Origin of the sequence: Pseudomonas sp. P8_229 (assembly GCF_034008635.1) — a bacterium.
GTDB lineage: Bacteria > Pseudomonadota > Gammaproteobacteria > Pseudomonadales > Pseudomonadaceae > Aquipseudomonas.
Genome location: NZ_CP125378.1, coordinates 5,041,433 through 5,058,075 on the forward strand (window position 1 = coordinate 5,041,433; position 16,643 = coordinate 5,058,075).

Sequence of the window (16,643 nt, forward strand, 5' to 3'; positions counted from 1 at the left end):
TCCAAGTACTTTTGAGGTGATTCCCATGATGAAAGGTGGCATGGCCGGCCTGATGAAGCAGGCGCAGCAGATGCAGGAAAAAATGGCCAAGATGCAGGAAGAACTGGCCAACGCCGAAGTCATCGGCAAGGCCGGTGGCGATATGGTCACCGTGGTGATGACCGGTCGTCACGACGTGAAAAGCGTCAGCATCGACCCAAGCCTGGTTGAAGGCCTGAGCGAAGACGACAAGGAAATGCTGGAAGCCGTGGTCGCCGCCGCCGTCAACGACGCCGTGCGCAAGATCGAAGCCAACAGTCAGGAAAAAATGGGCAGCATGACCGCCGGCATGAACCTGCCAGCGGGTATGAAACTGCCATTCTGATTCGCCATTGCGCGGCAGATGAGCTACACAAAATGCCAGGCATCACGCCTGGCATTTTTGTTTTTGGCATTGGGCTCCTGCGGTGTTTGACAGATTGCTATCGCGAGCAGGCTCACTCCTACAGTTGAAATGCGTTCCTCTGTAGGAGTGAGCCTGCTCGCGATCAATCCAACTCGGTCCACCTGAAGAAACATCGAACCCGCTACCGCCACAAAGGTCTGCTCCCTATACCGCTGAATTCCCCCATTCACAGGAGACGCTGACATGTCCGACCCTCTGACCCTCAATCAACGCTTCGTCCTGGCCTCGCGCCCGGTTGGTGCGCCGACCCCGGAAAATTTCCGTCTGGAGCGCGAAGCGTTGCCGGACCTCGAAGACGGTCAGGTGTTGCTGAAAACCCTGTACCTGTCGCTCGACCCGTATATGCGCGGGCGCATGAGTGACGCGCCATCCTACGCCGCGCCGGTACAGATCGGCGAAGTGATGACCGGTGGAGCTGTCAGCCGTGTCGAAGATTCGCGTCATCCAAAATTCCACCAGGGTGATCTGGTGGTCGGCCTCACCGGTTGGCAGAGCCACAGCATCAGCGACGGGCGCAACATCATTCCGATCCCGTCCGGCCTGCCGAGCCCGTCAATGGCCCTCGGTGTGCTGGGCATGCCGGGGATGACTGCGTACATGGGCCTGATCGACATTGGTCAGCCGAAGGAGGGCGAAACTCTCGTCGTTGCCGCTGCGTCCGGCGCGGTTGGCTCGGTGGTCGGTCAGGTGGCGAAAATCAAGGGCCTGCGCGCCGTCGGTGTGGCCGGCGGCGCCGACAAATGCCAATACGTGGTCGAGGCGCTGGGTTTTGATGCCTGCATCGATCACAAGGCGCCGGACTTTGCCGAACAACTGGCCAAGGCTTGCCCGAAAGGCATCGACATCTATTTCGAGAACGTCGGCGGGCACGTATTCGATGCCGTGGTGCCGCTGCTCAACCCCAAGGCACGGATTCCACTGTGTGGGCTGATTGCCGGCTACAACGCTTCTGAAGCGCCGAAAGGCCCGGATCGTCTGCCGATGCTGCAACGCACGCTGCTGACCAAGCGCGTGCGCATTCAGGGCTTCATCGTGTTTGATGACTATGGTGATCGTCAGCCGGAGTTCATCAGTCACATGGTGCCGTGGGTGCGCGATGGCAAGGTGAAGTTCCGCGAGGACGTGGTGGAAGGCCTGGAGCAGGCCCCCGAGGCGTTTATCGGTCTGCTGGAGGGGCGCAACTTCGGCAAACTGGTGGTGAAGGTCGCCCAGGACTGAGCATTTGACGCTGGCCGGAGGCGCGGGTATAAACCGCGTCTCGTTGTTTTGTCGGACTTTTTACCCATGAGCTTCAGCCCTTTGATTCGCCAACTGATCGACGCCCTGCGAACCTTGCCGGGCGTGGGTCAGAAAACCGCCCAGCGCATGGCGTTGCAGTTGCTCGAGCGTGATCGCAGCGGCGGCACGCGCCTGGCGCAAGCCTTGAGCCAGGCCATGGAAGGGGTCGGTCATTGCCGTCAGTGCCGCACGCTGACCGAAGACGATCTGTGCCCGCAATGCGCCGATACCCGCCGCGACGACACGCTGCTGTGCGTGGTGGAAGGGCCGATGGACGTGTATGCGGTGGAGCAGACCGGTTTCCGTGGCCGCTACTTCGTGCTCAAGGGCCATCTGTCGCCGCTCGACGGTCTGGGGCCTGAGGCGATTGGTATTCCGCAGTTGATGACGCGGATTGAAGAGGCGGGCACCTTTACCGAAGTCATCCTCGCCACCAATCCGACGGTGGAAGGTGAGGCCACGGCGCATTACATCGCTCAGCTTCTCGCCAACAAAGGCCTGATCGCCTCGCGTATTGCCCACGGCGTGCCGCTGGGCGGTGAGCTGGAGCTGGTGGATGGCGGGACGCTGGCGCATTCGTTTGCCGGGCGTAAACCGATTTCCCTCTGAGTTATAGGGTGTCTGAACAGACGCCTTCGCGAGCAAGCCCGCTCCCACAGTTGATCGCGTTCATTCAGATTGAATGCGGTCCAATGTGGGAGCGGGCTTGCTCGCGAATGGGCCTCCCTCGGTTCATCTGATTCGCACAATTGTATTGAAAACCAAGCAAGCGCTCGGTTAACGTCGGCGAACCCTTCGATGGAGCTCGCCCATGCCTGCCTTCCAGGAATACTTCGATCCCAGCCACCAAATGGTCCGCGACAGCGTCAGGCGCTTCGTCGAACGCGAGATCCTGCCGGACATCGATGGGTGGGAAGAAGCCGAAAGCTTCCCTCGCGAGCTGTACCTGAAAGCCGGGGCAGCGGGGATTCTCGGCATCGGTTATCCCCAAGCGCTGGGCGGCAGCCACGAAGGTGATCTGTTCGCCAAGATCGCCGCCAGTGAAGAGTTGATGCGCTGCGGCTCCGGCGGCCTGGTGGCCGGGTTGGGTTCGCTGGATATCGGTCTGCCACCGATCGTCAAATGGGCACGGCCCGAAGTGCGCGAGCGTGTCGTCCCGCCAGTACTCAGCGGCGAGAAAATCAGCGCCCTGGCGGTCACCGAACCCGGCGGCGGCTCGGACGTCGCCAACCTGCAAACCCGCGCTGTGCGTGACGGCGATGTCTATCGGGTCAGCGGCAGCAAGACCTTCATCACCAGCGGCGTGCGCGCCGACTTCTACACCGTCGCGGTGCGCACTGGCGCGCCGGGTTTCGGCGGCATCAGTCTGTTGCTGATCGAGAAGGGCACCCCGGGCTTCAGCGTAGGCCGCCAGTTGAAGAAGATGGGCTGGTGGGCCTCGGACACCGCTGAACTGTTCTTCGACGACTGCCGGGTGCCTGTGGGCAATCTGATCGGTGCCGAAAACATGGGCTTCGCCTGCATCATGGGCAATTTCCAGAGCGAACGGCTGGCGCTGGCGCTAATGGCCAACATGACCTCACAGCTGGCGCTTGAAGAGGCCCTGAACTGGGCGCGCGAGCGTGAGGCGTTCGGCAAACCGATCGGCAAATTCCAGGTGATCAAGCATCGGCTGGCCGAAATGGCCACGGCGCTGGAAGTGTCGCGGGAGTTCACCTACCGGCAGGCGGCGAAGATGGCGGCGGGGCAGAGCGTGATCAAGGAGATTTCAATGGCCAAGAACGTTGCCACAGACACCTCGGACCGGATCACCAGCGATGCGGTGCAGATTCTCGGTGGGCTGGGTTACATGCGCGAGAGTCTGGTGGAGCGGCTGTATCGGGATAATCGCATTCTGTCGATTGGCGGCGGGACGCGGGAAGTGATGAACGAGATCATCAGCAAGCAGATGGGGCTTTAGGTTTTGCAGTGAGGCTACTGGCCTCATCGTGAGCAGGCTCACTCCTACAGGGGAACGCATTCCAAACGGTAGGAGTGAGCCTGCTCGCGATGGCGGCCTGAAGGACGACGCTTATTGTTCTGCGAGAGAAAACTGCGTCAGGCAGAACGTCGGGATGCCCATGTCTTCAAGACGCTGCGACCCACCCAGCTCCGGCAGATCAATGATCGCCGCTGCCTCATGCACCCGCGCACCCATGCGGCGGATCAGGTTGGCGGCTGCGATCAGCGTACCGCCAGTGGCGATCAAATCATCGAACATCACTACCGAATCGCCTTCACACAGGCTGTCGGCGTGCACTTCCAGGAACGCTTCGCCGTACTCGGTCGCGTAACCCTCGGCCAGCACGTCCGCCGGCAGTTTGCCTTGCTTGCGGAACAGTACGAGTGGCTTGTTCAACTGGTAGGCCAGCACCGAACCGATCAGGAAACCGCGCGCATCCATCGCGCCGATGTGGGTGAAGTCGGCTTCCACATAGCGGTGGGCGAAGCTGTCCATCACCAGGCGCATGGCCTTCGGCGATTGAAACAACGGGGTGATGTCGCGAAAGATCACGCCCGGTTTCGGGAAGTCGATCACGGGGCGGATCAGGGATTTGATGTCGAAGGAGTCGAAGACCATCGTCGAGGTGTCCTGGCAGGGCTGCAAACGGCGCAGTATACCCGCGGCTGAATCGCTTCGCTCAACCGCGGATCGAGATCAGCCTTCGAGTGAGCCGCCGGCCAGGGCGCAGAGCTGGATCGGATCGAGGATGTGGATCTCCTTGCCCTCGGCGGCAATCAGTTCGTTCTGCTGGAAGCGCGTGAACACCCGGGACACGGTTTCCACCGCGAGGCCCAGGTAGTTGCCGATTTCGTTACGCGACATGCTCAGGCGGAACTGGTTGGCCGAGAACCCGCGAGCGCGGAAACGGGCCGACAGGTTGACCAGGAACGTGGCGATGCGCTCATCGGCGGTTTTCTTCGACAACAGCAGCATCATTTGCTGGTCGTCACGGATTTCGCGGCTCATCACGCGCATCAACTGACGGCGCAACTGTGGCAGTTGCAGGGCCAGTTCGTCGAGGCGTTCGAACGGAATTTCGCAGACCGAAGTGGTTTCCAGGGCCTGGGCCGATACCGGGTGTTTTTCGGTGTCCATGCCAGACAGACCGACCAGTTCGCTCGGCAGGTGGAACCCGGTGAGCTGCTCTTCGCCGGAATCGCTCAGGCTGAAGGTCTTGAGGGCGCCGGAGCGTACTGCATAAACGGAATCGAAGGTGTCACCCTGGCGGAACAGGAACTCGCCTTTTTTCAGCGGGCGGCCACGTTTAACGATTTCGTCCAGCGCATCCATGTCTTCCAGATTCAGAGAAAGTGGCAGGCAGAGAGGGGCCAGGCTGCAATCCTTGCAATGGGCCTGGTTATGAGCGCGCAGTTTGACTGGCTCGGACATTTCTTAAATCCTTGTGGGAAAACACACATAAGACGTAAGGGTAACCCACGGGAGGACATTCAGGCCAGTCCATGGCGACTTTGTCCCACGGGCGTAAAGCCGCAGTGCAAGTGGCCGATAAAGGGGTATCACCACGTATGCAAGGAACCGCTTCGATGGCCGCCATTGACACGCTGAACCCCGGTAACAGTGGCGTTGCGTCTGTGCCGAACACCGCCAAGGCTGGCACCGGCGCTGAGCACAATGCCGACACGTCGCTGTTGGCAACCCCGACCTTGGTCGAGGGCGTCAAAGTGTCGCTGTCCAATGCCTCCATCGAAAAAGCCTTCAGCGCCGGGGGCGAGAACAGCGACATCGAAGACAGCGGCTTGCCCGAGAACGTCCAGCAATTGCTGAAGATGATCCGCAAACTGCAAAAAGAGATCGCCGAGAAGAAAGCCCGGATGGCCGCGGTCATGGCCGACAGGCGGCTGTCCAACGAAGAAAAGGTCAACATGCTCGCCGCGCTGCGCGGTGCCATCGCCGCGTTGAACACAGGCCTGATCAGCGCCAATCTTGCCCTGTCCAAAGTCATGGATCAGTCCGGTCTTTCCACCGAGCAAAACCTCAAGCTTGGCTCACTGCTGACAAAGAACTAGATCACCCGCGAGAAACGCTGACGGTTCTGCTGTTCCAGATACGCGTCAAACACCATGCACACCGAACGTACCAGCAGGCGTCCGGCCGGCAGTACTTCAATTCTTTCGCGATCCAGCGTGATCAGGCCATCGTTGGCCATGCCTTGCAGTTGTGGCCACAGCGCGCCGAAATAACCCTGAAAATCGATGTTGAACGCTTGCTCGATCGCGGCGAACTCGAGGCTGAAAGTGCAGATCAGTTGCTGGATCACCGCGCGGCGCAGGCGGTCGTCGGCGTTGCACACCAGGCCCCGACTGGTCGCCAGTTGCGCGGCGGCGAGGGTGTTCTGGTATTGGTTGAGGTCACTGCTGTTCTGGCAGTACAGGTCACCGATCTGGCTGATCGCCGACACCCCAAGCCCAATCAAGTCGCAATGCCCGTGCGTGGTATAGCCTTGAAAGTTGCGTTGCAGGGTCTGTTCTTCCTGAGCAATCGCCAGCTCATCGTCGGGCAGGGCGAAGTGATCCATGCCGATGTAGCGGTAACCGGCGGCGGTCAGTTGTTCGATGGTGCGCTGGAGCATTTCCAGTTTTTGCGCCGGGCTCGGCAGCTCGTTGCTGTTGATCCGCCGCTGTGGCATGAAGCGCTCTGGCAGGTGCGCATAGTTGAACACTGAGAGCCGGTCCGGTTGCAGGCTGATGACTTCGTCGACGGTGTGCGCGAAGTTCTCCGGCGTCTGCTTCGGCAGGCCGTAGATCAGGTCGATGTTGATCGATCGAAATTGCAGGGTGCGCGCCGCGTCGATCACCGCGCGGGTTTCTTCCAGACTTTGCAGGCGATTGACTGCGCGTTGCACCGCCGGATCGAGGTCCTGCAGGCCGATGCTGACCCGGTTGAACCCCAGCTCGCGCAACAGGCCCATGGTCGACCAGTCGGCCTCGCGCGGGTCGATCTCGATGCCGTAGTCACCGGAATCGTCATCCAGCAGATTGAAGTGCTTGCGCAGGTGCGCCATCAACTGCCGCAATTCGTCGTGGCTGAGGAAGGTTGGGGTGCCACCGCCGAAGTGCAGTTGCTCGACCTTCTGCGCCGGTTCCAGGTGGTAGGCAATCAACTGGATTTCCTGCTCCAGCCGTTGCAGATACGGCTGTGCACGGCCGCGATCCTTGGTGATGACTTTGTTGCAGGCGCAGTAGTAGCAAATGTTCGCGCAGAACGGCACGTGCACATACAGCGATAAGGGGCGCAGCGCTTTGCGGCTGTCGCGCAGGGCATGGAACAGGTCGAAGGTGCCGACCTGACTGTTGAATTGCATGGCCGTCGGGTACGAGGTGTAGCGCGGCCCCGCCAGGTCGTAGCGGCGGATCAGATCAGTGTCCCAACGAATGGCGTCGAGCATGCGGGCATTCCCCGGATAGGCTGGCAGTGTGGCGAGTCTAGGGGAGGGCGCGCGGGGGCATCTTGATTTGCATCAACGGCTGCGGGTAGTGACTGCTTTGTGGTGAGGGGATTTATTGTGGTGAGGGGATTTAGCGAAACGTCGCACCGCCCCGATCGACTGCGAAGCAGTCGTAAACCTGTTTGCACTGTATGAATGGAGGAATGCAGGGGAGCGCTTCGCACCCCATCGGGGATAAATCCCCTCACCACAATGGATCTTCTCAGGGCTTTGATCGGGTCAGTGACCCATCAACCAATGCTGATGCGGGCCGGGCAAGGTCCAGATCCCGAACAGAATCACCAGCAAGCCACCGGCCATGCGCACGCTGCGCTTGCGCAACAGCGCGGTCACCCGCTCGGCGGCAAGGCCGGTGGCGAGCAAAACCGGCCAGGTCCCCAAGCCGAACGCGAGCATCAACAACGCACTGTCCAGCGCATTGCCCTGGCTCGCCGACCACAGCAGCGTGCTGTAAACCAGTCCGCACGGCAGCCAGCCCCACAGCGCGCCGAGCAACAGGGCGCGCGGCAGACTCGACACCGGCAGCAAACGGTTGGCCACCGGCTGGATGTAACGCCACAAGCCACGGCCGAGGCTTTCGATGCGGGTCAGGCCGCTCCACCAGCCTGCCAGATACAGGCCCATGGCGATCAGCAGCAACCCGGCGAGGATGCGCATGAACATCGCTGCCGGGCTGTTCGCCACCGCCCAGCCGGCCAGGCCGATCAGCAGGCCGGCAGCGGCGTAACTGAGGATGCGTCCGAGGTTGTACGCCAGCAGCAAGCGAAAACGCCGGCTGCGCTGCTCCTTGGGAATCGCCAGGGTCAGCGCGCCCATCAGACCGCCGCACATGCCCAGACAATGACCGCCGCCGAGCAGGCCGAGGATCAGGGCCGAAACCAGCAGGGGCGCCAGCTCAAGCATGGGGTGGCGCCTTGTCCTGCGGTTTGTCGGACTTGGCTTCGTCCACGGCAGCGGTGTGGTTCGGGTCCTGATCATCGAACAGGATGCTGTGGGCCGGGCCGTCGAGGTCGTCGTACTGACCGCTGTCCACCGCCCAGAAGAAGATGTACACGGCGATGGCCACGATCAGCAGGGCAGCGGGGATCATCACGTAAAGGGCTGGCATCGGTACTCCAGGCTCGCGCGGCTCAAGCCGGCAACGGGCGGGTTTCTGAACGGATGCCTACGACCGGCGCACTCGGCAGACGAGTCAGGCGCAGGGCGTTGAGCACCACGGTCAACGAACTGATCGACATGCCGACTGCGGCCCATACCGGGGTGATCCAGCCGAGGGCGGCGAACGGCAACATGAGGCCATTGTACAGCCCCGCCCACAGCAGGTTCTCGATGATTACCCGGCGGGTGCGCCGTGCCAGTGTGAAGGCCTGCACCAGTGCGTCGAGGCGATTGGACAGCAGCACCGCATCGGCACTGGTTTTCGCCAGGTCGGTGGCCGAACCCATGGCTACGCTGATGTCGGCAGCGGCCAGCACCGGCACGTCGTTCACGCCGTCGCCGAGCATCAGCACTTTGCGCCCTTGGGCGTGCAGTTGTTGCAGCACGTGCAGTTTGTCATCCGGACGCAGACCGCCACGGGCCTCATCAATGCCCAGTTCGGCGGCAACACTGGCAACCATCGGCGAGCTGTCGCCGGACAACAGTAATGTGCGCCAGCCACGGGCCTTGCACGCGGCGAGCAGGGCAGGGGCATCGTCGCGCAGGCGGTCGTCGAGGATGAACCACGCCAATGGCCCGTGATCGTTTCCGAGCAGCAGCCATTGGCCCGGCTCATTCGGCATCGCCGGCACAGGTGAACCGCTGAGGTCGCAGACGAATTCTGCCTGACCGATGCGCAAGCGCTGCACGCCGACCAGTCCTTCGAGGCCAAGCCCCGGCGTGCTGTGCACCTCTTCGGCGGCCAGCGGTGCGCGGCCGAAGGCGCGGGCAATCGGGTGTTCGGAACGGTTTTCCAGCGCGGCGGCGAGGCTCAGGCATTGATCACTGTTCAACGTGCCCAGCGGGCGAATCGAACGCAGCACCAGGCGTCCCTCGGTGAGGGTGCCGGTCTTGTCGAAAATCACCGTGTCGATCTGGTTCAGGCCTTCCAGCACATGGCCGCGTGTCAACAGCAGGCCGAGTTTGTGCAAGGTGCCGGTGGCGGCGGTGAGGGCGGTCGGCGTGGCGAGTGACAGTGCACAGGGGCAGGTCGCCACCAGCATCGCCAGCACGATCCAGAAGGCGCGTGACGAATCCAGTTCCCACCACAGCAGGCCAATGGCTGCCGCCACAATCAGCGACAACAGCAGGAACCATTGCGCGGCACGGTCGGCAATTTCCGCCAGCCGGGGTTTTTCGGCCTGGGCGCGATCGAGCAGGCGGACGATGGCCGACAGGCGTGTGTCCTGACCCAGTGCCTGGACTTCGACGGTCAGCGCGCCTTCGACATTCAATGTGCCGGCGGTCACCGCGTCACCAGTGATACGTGGCTGTGGCAGGTATTCGCCGGTGAGCAGCGATTCGTCGATGCTTGACTGGCCGTCGAGGATCTTGCCATCCGCTGGCAGAATCGCACCGGGCTGCACCAGCACCCGGTCGCCGAGGCGCAATTCGCTGAGCAGAATGCGTTCGCTCTGGCCGTCGGCATCCAGTCGCAGGCATGAGGCCGGCAGCAGATTGACCAGTTGTGCTGTCGCGGCGGCGGTACGCTCGCGAGCGCGGCGCTCCAGATAACGCCCGGCGAGCAGGAACAGCGCAAACATGCCGACCGCATCGAAATACAGCTCGCCGACGCCGGTAATCGAGGTCCAGATCCCGGCGATGTAGGCGCTGCCGATCGCCAGCGACACCGAAACGTCCATGGTCAGGTGACGGGTGCGCAGGTCGCGCATCGCGCCTTTGAAAAACGGTGCGCAGCTGTAGAACACGATCGGCGTGGTGAGGAATAGCGCGACCCAGCGCAGGATCGTGTGCAGCTCGGGGCTGAGGTCGATGTTGAATTCCGGCCAGGTGGCCATGGTCGCCATCATCGCCTGGAACCACAGCAATCCGGCGACGCCGAGCTGACGCAGGGCCAGACGGTTTTCGCTGGCCAGTTGTTCGCTGGCGCGGTCGGCCTGATACGGGTGGGCGGCGTAACCGATGTGGCGTAGCTCGGCGAGGATCTGGCTCAGCGGCAATTGCGCGTCGGCCCAACGCACGTGCAGGCGATGGTTGGACAGGTTCAAGCGCGCCTCGGCCACCGCCGGCAGGGTGCGAAGGTGTTTCTCGATCAGCCAGCCGCAGGCGGCGCAACTGATGCCTTCCATCAGCAGAGTGGTTTCGGCCAGCTCACCTTCGTGACGCACGAACGGCTTTTGCACGTCGGCGCGATCGTACAGCGCCAGTTCATCGGTCAGTTGCACCGGCAGTGCTTCGGGGTTGGCCGAGGCTTCGCTGCGGTGTTGGTAATAGCTTTCCAGGCCACCGGCGACAATGGCTTCGGCCACGGCCTGGCAGCCCGGGCAGCAGAACTCGCGGGATTGCCCGAGTACGACAGCGGTGAAGCGGCTGCCGGACGGGACGGGCAGGGCGCAGTGGTAGCAGGGGAGTGGGGTGGTCATCAGAGACATCTATGTTGTCGGCAAGGGCCTCTTCGCGAGCAGGCTCGCTCCCACATTTGATTTGCGCTGTTCACACAACCTGTGGGAGCGAGCCTGCTCGCGAATGCGCGAAGCGCGGGTTTTATTTATCCAGGTCTTCCGCGCCCTGCAGCGGTTCATCACCCAGCAGCAGATCCTTGTCATGGCTGACCTGTTCTTCTTCGAACATGCGCCATACGTGGTCATCCTGAGTGCCCAGCAGCTCGACAAAGCGGCGGCCTTCAACCTTGTCGCCCAACTGGCCGATGTAGCGGCCGGTTTCGGTTTCGCTGCGGGTCAGGACGATCTTGCGATCCTTCTCCGGCTGGGTCGGCGAGATCAGGTTCAGCTCCAGAGTCTTCGGCTGACTGTCGCCGCTCAGGCGCAGGTCGACTTCGCCAGTGACGTCATCCAGGTGCACGTTGGCGCGCATCTTCAGGTTCTGCGCCAGCAGCTCGCGATCCAGTGAGCGGTTGATGCCCTTGCCGGCTTCGTAGTAGTTGTCGTTGACCAGATTGTCCGGGTTGTTCACCGCAATGGTCACCATCGACAGGGTCAGGGTCACCGAACAGGCCAGAATGCCGATGATGATCCATGGCCAAAGGTGCTTGTACCAAGGGCTTGCGGCGTTTGCTGCGGGCATGTTCAGTTCTCTCAACGGGTTTGTGGGCCGATGAATCGGCTCTTGGCTTCAACGTGGACGCTGTCATCGTCGGCATCCTTGAGGAGGAATTTCACCTCGTTGGTGCTCGACGGCAATTGTTCCGGCGCGCTCGACAACTCCACTGGCATGCTGAAGATCTCACCGGCCGGGACCTTGATCTCGCGCTTGCCCTGCAGGCGCAGGTCCGGCAGGCCGGAGGCTTCCAGCACGTAGGTGTGGTCGCGCTGATCCTTGTTCATGATCTTCAGGCTGTAGACGTTTTCGATCCGGCCCTCGGCGTTCTCGCGGTACAGTACGCGGTCCTTGCTGACGTCGAAACCGACCAGCGAGCGCATGAAGAACGCGGTTACCAACAGGCTGATCATCGCCAGCAGCACCACTGCATAGCCGATCAGACGTGGCCGAAGTTTATGGGTTTTCTGGCCCGAGAGGTTGTGTTCGGTGGTGTAGCTGATCAGCCCGCGCGGGTAATCCATCTTGTCCATGATCGCGTCGCAGGCATCGATGCAGGCGGCGCAGCCGATGCACTCGATCTGCAGGCCGTCACGAATGTCGATGCCGGTCGGGCACACCTGGACGCACATGGTGCAGTCGATGCAGTCGCCCAGGCCCTGAGCTTTGTAATCGACGCCTTTCTTGCGCGGGCCACGGCTTTCGCCGCGACGCGGATCGTAGGAAACGATCAGGGTGTCCTTGTCGAACATCACGCTCTGGAAGCGTGCGTACGGGCACATGTAGATGCACACCTGTTCGCGCAGCCAGCCGGCATTGCCGTAGGTGGCGAGCGTGAAGAAACCGACCCAGAAGTACGACCAGCCATCGGCCTGGCCGGTGAAGAACTCGAACACCAGTTCGCGGATTGGCGAGAAGTAACCGACGAAGGTCATGCCGGTGACCAAGCCGATCAGCAGCCACAACGAATGCTTGGCGGCTTTGCGCAGGAATTTGTTGGCGCTCATTGGCGCCTTGTCGAGCTTGATGCGCTGGTTGCGGTCGCCTTCGGTGACTTTTTCGCACCACATGAAAATCCACGTCCACACGCTTTGCGGACAGGTGTAGCCGCACCAGACCCGCCCGGCATACACGGTGATGAAGAACAGGCCGAACGCAGCAATGATCAGCAGGCCCGAGAGCAGGATGAAGTCCTGCGGCCAGAAAGTCGCGCCGAAGATGAAGAACTTGCGTTCCGGCAGGTTCCACCACACCGCTTGATGGCCACCCCAGTTGAGCCAGACCGTACCGAAATACAACAGGAACAGCGCGGCGCCGCCCATCATCCGCAGATTGCGGAACAGACCGGTGAAAGCGCGGGTGTAGATTTTTTCTCGAGAGGCGTAAAGGTCGACGCTGTTGTTCGCGTTTTTGCTGGGTGGAGTGACGTCGTGTACCGGAATCTGGTTGCTCATCATTGCATCCCACGGCAGTGGAAAAATGCCTCGGTCGATACGTGCCGACCGCGGTCAGAAAGGGGTGTTGCAGTGGCGCAATGATACGCCGGTCGCTCTGGCTCAAGGGTGCGACCTTTGGTCGCGTTGGGGAAAAAACGTTATTGGTGTAGCGAATGCAGCAAAGCCTGATGTAGATCAATTGACTTGTTGAGTATGGACAGTTTTGGCGCGCTCGCTCACTCATTGTTCCCACGGGTTGATCAGGGCGACGCCGCTCGACTGGAAGTCACCGACATTGCGAGTGACGACCGTGAGCCCGTGCACCAGGGCTGTGGCGGCGATCAACGCATCGCTTTGATTGGCCTGGTCGGGCACATGCAGGCTGGCACAACGCAGTGCCACTGCGGCATCAACCGGCAGGATTCGTGCTTCGAATGCCGGCATGACGTGGCGCGTCAGCCAGCTGCGTAGCAGTTTTCCCTGAGCGGGATCACGCCGCTCCATTCGCAGCACTCCGGTTTCCAGTTCTTTCAAGGTAATGGCGGAAATGTACAGGCGTGGTGCGATGACGCTTTTGGCCCAACTGACGACATTGGCATCTGCTTGCGGCTTGCGAAGTTCGGATATCACATTGGTGTCGAGTAAATACATCAGGACAGATCCACGGGACGATGAATGATGACTGCGCGCTCGGTTTCGAAATCGATGTCGGCAGCCTCCGGCATGACCAGCAAATCGACGATGCTCGTGTTTGCGCCGCTCAGTTTCTGATATTCCTCGATGCTCAACAGGACATGAGAGGCCTTGCCACGGTCGGTGATGATCACTGGACCCAGACGCGCAGCCTTTTTGGCGCTGCTGGTGTCCTGATTGAATTCACGGCTGGAGATGGTGGTGATTGCCATCATGGTGGACCTCTCGCAATACAGATGTAGCAACGTTACTACTTTGCCTTCGGCGCGGCAATCGGGGAGGACGGGGCCCCGCCCTCCGTTAGTCGGTCCATCACTGGCATGAGCCGAGACGGCCTCACAGAGGGCTGGTGCCATCTCGGGTTGACACAGAACTGATTTCAAGGCTCAGGGCAGCCTGCCGCCACCGAGGCTGTCGAGACTGCCGGTGTTTCTGTGGGGTTTTGGGGGGCTTGCGGAATCGGCTTGCAGCGATGCGCCCAGGGCCAGTGCGACGGATTCCAAGGGGGGCTCCCATGACTCGCACGTGTGATCGGCATGAGCGAGATTCTGCTCATCTGGCAGTCGGGTCTTGTCGTCATTCAGCATGGCGGCTTCATCCTTGAAGTTGTTCCGATGCAGATCATCGGGCTGTGGAAGACCCTACAGAGCATGGTGAGTCGAGTCCATCAGGCATGTGTCTCAAAGTATTAATTTCAACGGCTGTACCCATGTTGTAGAAATATCATTAGTTAATTCAATGGTTTTGGTTTTTTAGTGTTTTCGAATAGCTTGATGTCTGTTCTGCAACGCATCGGTTGCAGGTTCATGTTTTGATAATTAACCGAATAATGGAATGTTATGAAGAACAAGGAAGTTAAAAAGCTTTTCGCTTGTCTGTGCCTGTTATCGTTGAGCTCATTTGCCGCTGCCAATGAAGGTGTTCCGCAGCACATGGTATTTGCCTCGGACCCGCAATACCCGTGGACGGAAAAATCGGACAGTGGTGAAGATGAATCGAGCGCGAGCTTCGAAAAACGCTCGAAATGGCTGGTGGAAAGCCAGTTCGAGAGTATTGCGCAGTTTCGCAGCGAGATGGGCGGGCAGGCTGCCGTGCCATTAATGATCAATGGCGACATGACCGCGTTCGGGCATGGCTGGCAGCGCTCATATATCAGGTCGATGTTGAACAAGTATTTTGGTGACAACGTTCTCTATGGACTGGGTAATCATGATTATCAGAATAATGTGAACGACTGTTTTAGTGAAAGTTGCGCGGCAGGCAGTATTGTCGATTATCGTGATCATCACGTTGATAAAGTCGATGAGTTCGATCTTGAAGTGACCGGCAGTCTTTTTAATAAGCACTACTTGGGCAGCCTGGCTTATTCAAAAAACATTGGCGAGGTACATCTGGTACAGCTGAACAATGAGCCGACTTACCAGGTGAAGATTTCCCACGCCTTGAATCCGACCACGTTCGATATCAGGCAGTCGCTGGATTGGCTGGAGAATGATTTGCGAGCGGCACGGATTCAGGGCTACGCGATCATTATCAACATGCACAAACCTTATCACTGGGCGGGCAGTTGGGATCAGGAAAAGCGCTTTCGCGAAATGATCGAAAAGTATCAGGTGACGGCGATGTTCGCCGGCCATTTCCATACCGACGGCGGCAGCAAGACTTACATCGGCAGCGTGCCGATGTTCCTCAGCGGTGCGGCTTCACAGGAGACGTACCTGACCGCCAGTTTTTCCAAGGATCGCAAGCAACTGGAGGTGAGTCTGGTCGAGGGCAACCAGTGGCGCAAACGCACGCCGGTCGCCACGGTGCCGGTGAAGTCGAGCTTTGCCAGTCGACCATGAAAAAGCCCCCGACAGATCACTGACGGGGGCTTTTCCGTGCATCAGACGTTGGCCTTACTGAGCCTCGGCTTCCGCTGGTTTATCACCGTGGGACAGGCTGTAAACATACGCTGCCAGCAGGTGCACCTTGTCATTGCCTTGCAGTTGTTCCTGCGCAGGCATCTGGCCCTGACGGCCGTAACGGATGGTCTGCTGCAGTTGCGCGAAGCTCGAACCGTAGATGAACGCGGCCGGGTGGGTCAGGTTGGGCGCGCCCATGGCTGGGGTGCCTTTGCCTTCCGGACCGTGGCAGGCCACGCAGTTGGCGGCGAACAGTTTCTGGCCGTTGGCAACGTCAGCCTTGGTGCCTTCCGGCAGCTTGCGGCCATCGAGGTTGCTCACGACAAAGGCAGCCACGTCGGCTACGCCTTGCTCGCCAATGACTTCGGCCCAGGCCGGCATCACCGCGTGACGACCGCCCATGATAGTGGTCTTGATGGTTTCCGGCTCGCCGCCCCAGCGCCAGTCGGCGTCGGTCAGGTTAGGGAAACCGTAAGCGCCCTTGGCGTCGGAACCGTGGCAGACCGAGCAGTTGGAGGCGAACAGACGGCCACCCATTTTCAGTGCTTGCGGATCCTTGGCGACTTCTTCGATCGGCATCGCCGCGAACTTGGCGAAGATCGGACCGAACCTGGCGTCCGAGCGAGCCATTTCCTTTTCCCACTCGTGCACGCCGGTCCAGCCGGTCTTGCCATTGGCGAACGCGGTCTGCTTGTCGTTATCGAGGTAGTTGTAGCCCGGCAGCAGGCCTTTCCAGTTGCCCAGGCCCGGGTACAGCACCAGATAACCCAATGCGAACACGATGGTGCCCACGAACAGCATGAACCACCATTTCGGCAGTGGGTTGTCGTACTCCTCGATCCCGTCGAAGGAGTGGCCCACGGTCTCTTCCGTCTGCTCGCTGCGCTGGCCCTTGCGGGTCGACAGCAGCAGCCAGGTCAGGGCGAAGATCGTACCGAGACTGAGGACTGTGACGTACAGACTCCAGAATGTAGTCATTCTTTGTTACTCCTAGAAGCTTGCTCGACGTGCTTGATGGCTTCGGGATCATCCGCAAAAGGCAACAAGGTCGCGTCTTCGAACTCCGACTTGCGCTTGGGGCTGAACACCCACAGCGCCAGACCGATGAAGGCCACCATCACAACGACGGTGCCCAGGCCACGAATCATCCCGATATCCATTA

19 protein-coding genes are annotated in these 16,643 nt (G+C 60.5%); 7 read left to right on the forward strand and 12 right to left on the reverse strand.

All coding sequences use genetic code 11. The features are described 5' to 3' along the window. Positions 1-25 precede the first annotated feature (25 nt). From QMK55_RS22830 to QMK55_RS22845, 4 genes are all read left to right on the forward strand, one after another. Positions 26-364 (forward strand): YbaB/EbfC family nucleoid-associated protein, encoded by a 339-nt coding sequence (locus QMK55_RS22830; RefSeq protein ID WP_102358119.1) that lies wholly within the window; start codon positions 26-28, stop codon positions 362-364. Between the two features lie 264 nt (positions 365-628). Further along, positions 629-1,663, forward strand: coding sequence for an NADP-dependent oxidoreductase (locus QMK55_RS22835; RefSeq protein WP_102358120.1), 1,035 nt, complete (start codon positions 629-631; stop codon positions 1,661-1,663). A 66-nt stretch (positions 1,664-1,729) separates the two neighbouring features. Continuing rightward, a complete protein-coding gene (gene recR, locus QMK55_RS22840; protein WP_095667074.1) occupies positions 1,730-2,332 on the forward strand; it encodes a recombination mediator RecR in 603 nt (200 codons plus the stop codon). Positions 2,333-2,534: 202 nt separating this feature from the next. Then, positions 2,535-3,683, forward strand: coding sequence for an acyl-CoA dehydrogenase family protein (locus tag QMK55_RS22845; protein WP_102358123.1), 1,149 nt, complete (start codon positions 2,535-2,537; stop codon positions 3,681-3,683). Between the two features lie 111 nt (positions 3,684-3,794). Here the strand turns inward: QMK55_RS22845 and QMK55_RS22850 are convergent, their stop codons facing one another. Further along, the gene (locus QMK55_RS22850) at positions 3,795-4,343 is read right to left on the reverse strand and encodes an adenine phosphoribosyltransferase (RefSeq protein WP_102358125.1); all 549 of its coding nucleotides are present in this window, start codon (positions 4,341-4,343) and stop codon (positions 3,795-3,797) included. Positions 4,344-4,421: 78 nt separating this feature from the next. Beyond that, positions 4,422-5,156 carry a fumarate/nitrate reduction transcriptional regulator Fnr gene (fnr, locus tag QMK55_RS22855; protein WP_003223347.1) on the reverse strand — a complete coding sequence of 245 codons (735 nt, stop codon included), beginning with the start codon at positions 5,154-5,156 and terminating at the stop codon, positions 4,422-4,424. 155 nt (positions 5,157-5,311) lie between these two features. Here fnr and QMK55_RS22860 point away from each other — a divergent pair, with 155 nt between their 5' ends. Next, positions 5,312-5,794, forward strand: coding sequence for a hypothetical protein (locus QMK55_RS22860; protein WP_102358126.1), 483 nt, complete (start codon positions 5,312-5,314; stop codon positions 5,792-5,794). Here the strand turns inward: QMK55_RS22860 and hemN are convergent. From hemN to QMK55_RS22900, 8 genes are all read right to left on the reverse strand, one after another. Then, positions 5,791-7,173 carry an oxygen-independent coproporphyrinogen III oxidase gene (gene hemN, locus QMK55_RS22865; protein WP_320330006.1) on the reverse strand — a complete coding sequence of 461 codons (1,383 nt, stop codon included), beginning with the start codon at positions 7,171-7,173 and terminating at the stop codon, positions 5,791-5,793. The genes QMK55_RS22860 and hemN overlap by 4 nt on opposite strands. A gap of 279 nt (positions 7,174-7,452) precedes the next feature. Next, positions 7,453-8,136, reverse strand: a complete 684-nt coding sequence (locus tag QMK55_RS22870) for a sulfite exporter TauE/SafE family protein (protein WP_102358129.1) — start codon at positions 8,134-8,136, stop codon at positions 7,453-7,455. Continuing rightward, positions 8,129-8,341 (reverse strand): cbb3-type cytochrome oxidase assembly protein CcoS, encoded by a 213-nt coding sequence (gene ccoS, locus QMK55_RS22875; RefSeq protein WP_025110359.1) that lies wholly within the window; start codon positions 8,339-8,341, stop codon positions 8,129-8,131. The genes QMK55_RS22870 and ccoS overlap by 8 nt, the downstream gene beginning before the upstream one ends. 22 nt (positions 8,342-8,363) lie before the next feature. Further along, positions 8,364-10,814, reverse strand: a complete 2,451-nt coding sequence (locus QMK55_RS22880) for a heavy metal translocating P-type ATPase (protein WP_320330007.1) — start codon at positions 10,812-10,814, stop codon at positions 8,364-8,366. Positions 10,815-10,935: 121 nt separating this feature from the next. Next, a complete protein-coding gene (locus tag QMK55_RS22885) occupies positions 10,936-11,475 on the reverse strand; it encodes a FixH family protein (protein ID WP_102358132.1) in 540 nt (179 codons plus the stop codon). Between the two features lie 11 nt (positions 11,476-11,486). Then, entirely contained in the window at positions 11,487-12,902 is a 1,416-nt protein-coding gene (ccoG, locus tag QMK55_RS22890; protein ID WP_320330008.1) for a cytochrome c oxidase accessory protein CcoG, read from the reverse strand. Between the two features lie 222 nt (positions 12,903-13,124). After that, the gene (locus QMK55_RS22895) at positions 13,125-13,535 is read right to left on the reverse strand and encodes a type II toxin-antitoxin system VapC family toxin (RefSeq protein WP_102358135.1); all 411 of its coding nucleotides are present in this window, start codon (positions 13,533-13,535) and stop codon (positions 13,125-13,127) included. After that, positions 13,535-13,789, reverse strand: a complete 255-nt coding sequence (locus QMK55_RS22900) for a type II toxin-antitoxin system Phd/YefM family antitoxin (protein ID WP_047599120.1) — start codon at positions 13,787-13,789, stop codon at positions 13,535-13,537. The genes QMK55_RS22895 and QMK55_RS22900 overlap by 1 nt, the downstream gene beginning before the upstream one ends. Before the next feature lie 324 nt (positions 13,790-14,113). Here QMK55_RS22900 and QMK55_RS22905 point away from each other — a divergent pair, with 324 nt between their 5' ends. Together QMK55_RS22905 and QMK55_RS22910 are read left to right on the forward strand one after the other, a co-directional pair. Then, positions 14,114-14,269 (forward strand): hypothetical protein, encoded by a 156-nt coding sequence (locus tag QMK55_RS22905; RefSeq protein WP_158242607.1) that lies wholly within the window; start codon positions 14,114-14,116, stop codon positions 14,267-14,269. 147 nt (positions 14,270-14,416) lie between these two features. Further along, positions 14,417-15,421, forward strand: coding sequence for a metallophosphoesterase family protein (locus tag QMK55_RS22910; protein ID WP_320330009.1), 1,005 nt, complete (start codon positions 14,417-14,419; stop codon positions 15,419-15,421). Positions 15,422-15,475: 54 nt separating this feature from the next. Here QMK55_RS22910 and ccoP read toward each other — a convergent pair whose 3' ends face one another. Both ccoP and QMK55_RS22920 read right to left on the reverse strand, forming a co-directional pair. After that, positions 15,476-16,459 carry a cytochrome-c oxidase, cbb3-type subunit III gene (ccoP, locus tag QMK55_RS22915; protein WP_102358141.1) on the reverse strand — a complete coding sequence of 328 codons (984 nt, stop codon included), beginning with the start codon at positions 16,457-16,459 and terminating at the stop codon, positions 15,476-15,478. After that, entirely contained in the window at positions 16,456-16,641 is a 186-nt protein-coding gene (locus QMK55_RS22920) for a CcoQ/FixQ family Cbb3-type cytochrome c oxidase assembly chaperone (protein WP_003175465.1), read from the reverse strand. Before QMK55_RS22920 ends, ccoP begins: the two co-directional genes overlap by 4 nt. Positions 16,642-16,643 lie beyond the last annotated feature (2 nt).

What these genes read in the sequence shown, in the direction of transcription:
- QMK55_RS22830 (WP_102358119.1), top strand. Translation starts at nt 26, where the DNA reads ATGATGAAAGGTGGCATGGCCGGCCTGATGAAGCAGGCGCAGCAGATG.
- QMK55_RS22835 (WP_102358120.1), top strand. Translation starts at nt 629, where the DNA reads ATGTCCGACCCTCTGACCCTCAATCAACGCTTCGTCCTGGCCTCGCGC.
- recR (WP_095667074.1), top strand. Translation starts at nt 1,730, where the DNA reads ATGAGCTTCAGCCCTTTGATTCGCCAACTGATCGACGCCCTGCGAACC.
- QMK55_RS22845 (WP_102358123.1), top strand. Translation starts at nt 2,535, where the DNA reads ATGCCTGCCTTCCAGGAATACTTCGATCCCAGCCACCAAATGGTCCGC.
- QMK55_RS22850 (WP_102358125.1), bottom strand. Translation starts at nt 4,343, where the DNA reads ATGGTCTTCGACTCCTTCGACATCAAATCCCTGATCCGCCCCGTGATC.
- fnr (WP_003223347.1), bottom strand. Translation starts at nt 5,156, where the DNA reads ATGTCCGAGCCAGTCAAACTGCGCGCTCATAACCAGGCCCATTGCAAG.
- QMK55_RS22860 (WP_102358126.1), top strand. Translation starts at nt 5,312, where the DNA reads ATGGCCGCCATTGACACGCTGAACCCCGGTAACAGTGGCGTTGCGTCT.
- hemN (WP_320330006.1), bottom strand. Translation starts at nt 7,173, where the DNA reads ATGCTCGACGCCATTCGTTGGGACACTGATCTGATCCGCCGCTACGAC.
- QMK55_RS22870 (WP_102358129.1), bottom strand. Translation starts at nt 8,136, where the DNA reads ATGCTTGAGCTGGCGCCCCTGCTGGTTTCGGCCCTGATCCTCGGCCTG.
- ccoS (WP_025110359.1), bottom strand. Translation starts at nt 8,341, where the DNA reads ATGCCAGCCCTTTACGTGATGATCCCCGCTGCCCTGCTGATCGTGGCC.
- QMK55_RS22880 (WP_320330007.1), bottom strand. Translation starts at nt 10,814, where the DNA reads ATGACCACCCCACTCCCCTGCTACCACTGCGCCCTGCCCGTCCCGTCC.
- QMK55_RS22885 (WP_102358132.1), bottom strand. Translation starts at nt 11,475, where the DNA reads ATGCCCGCAGCAAACGCCGCAAGCCCTTGGTACAAGCACCTTTGGCCA.
- ccoG (WP_320330008.1), bottom strand. Translation starts at nt 12,902, where the DNA reads ATGAGCAACCAGATTCCGGTACACGACGTCACTCCACCCAGCAAAAAC.
- QMK55_RS22895 (WP_102358135.1), bottom strand. Translation starts at nt 13,535, where the DNA reads ATGTATTTACTCGACACCAATGTGATATCCGAACTTCGCAAGCCGCAA.
- QMK55_RS22900 (WP_047599120.1), bottom strand. Translation starts at nt 13,789, where the DNA reads ATGGCAATCACCACCATCTCCAGCCGTGAATTCAATCAGGACACCAGC.
- QMK55_RS22905 (WP_158242607.1), top strand. Translation starts at nt 14,114, where the DNA reads ATGAGCGAGATTCTGCTCATCTGGCAGTCGGGTCTTGTCGTCATTCAG.
- QMK55_RS22910 (WP_320330009.1), top strand. Translation starts at nt 14,417, where the DNA reads ATGAAGAACAAGGAAGTTAAAAAGCTTTTCGCTTGTCTGTGCCTGTTA.
- ccoP (WP_102358141.1), bottom strand. Translation starts at nt 16,459, where the DNA reads ATGACTACATTCTGGAGTCTGTACGTCACAGTCCTCAGTCTCGGTACG.
- QMK55_RS22920 (WP_003175465.1), bottom strand. Translation starts at nt 16,641, where the DNA reads ATGGATATCGGGATGATTCGTGGCCTGGGCACCGTCGTTGTGATGGTG.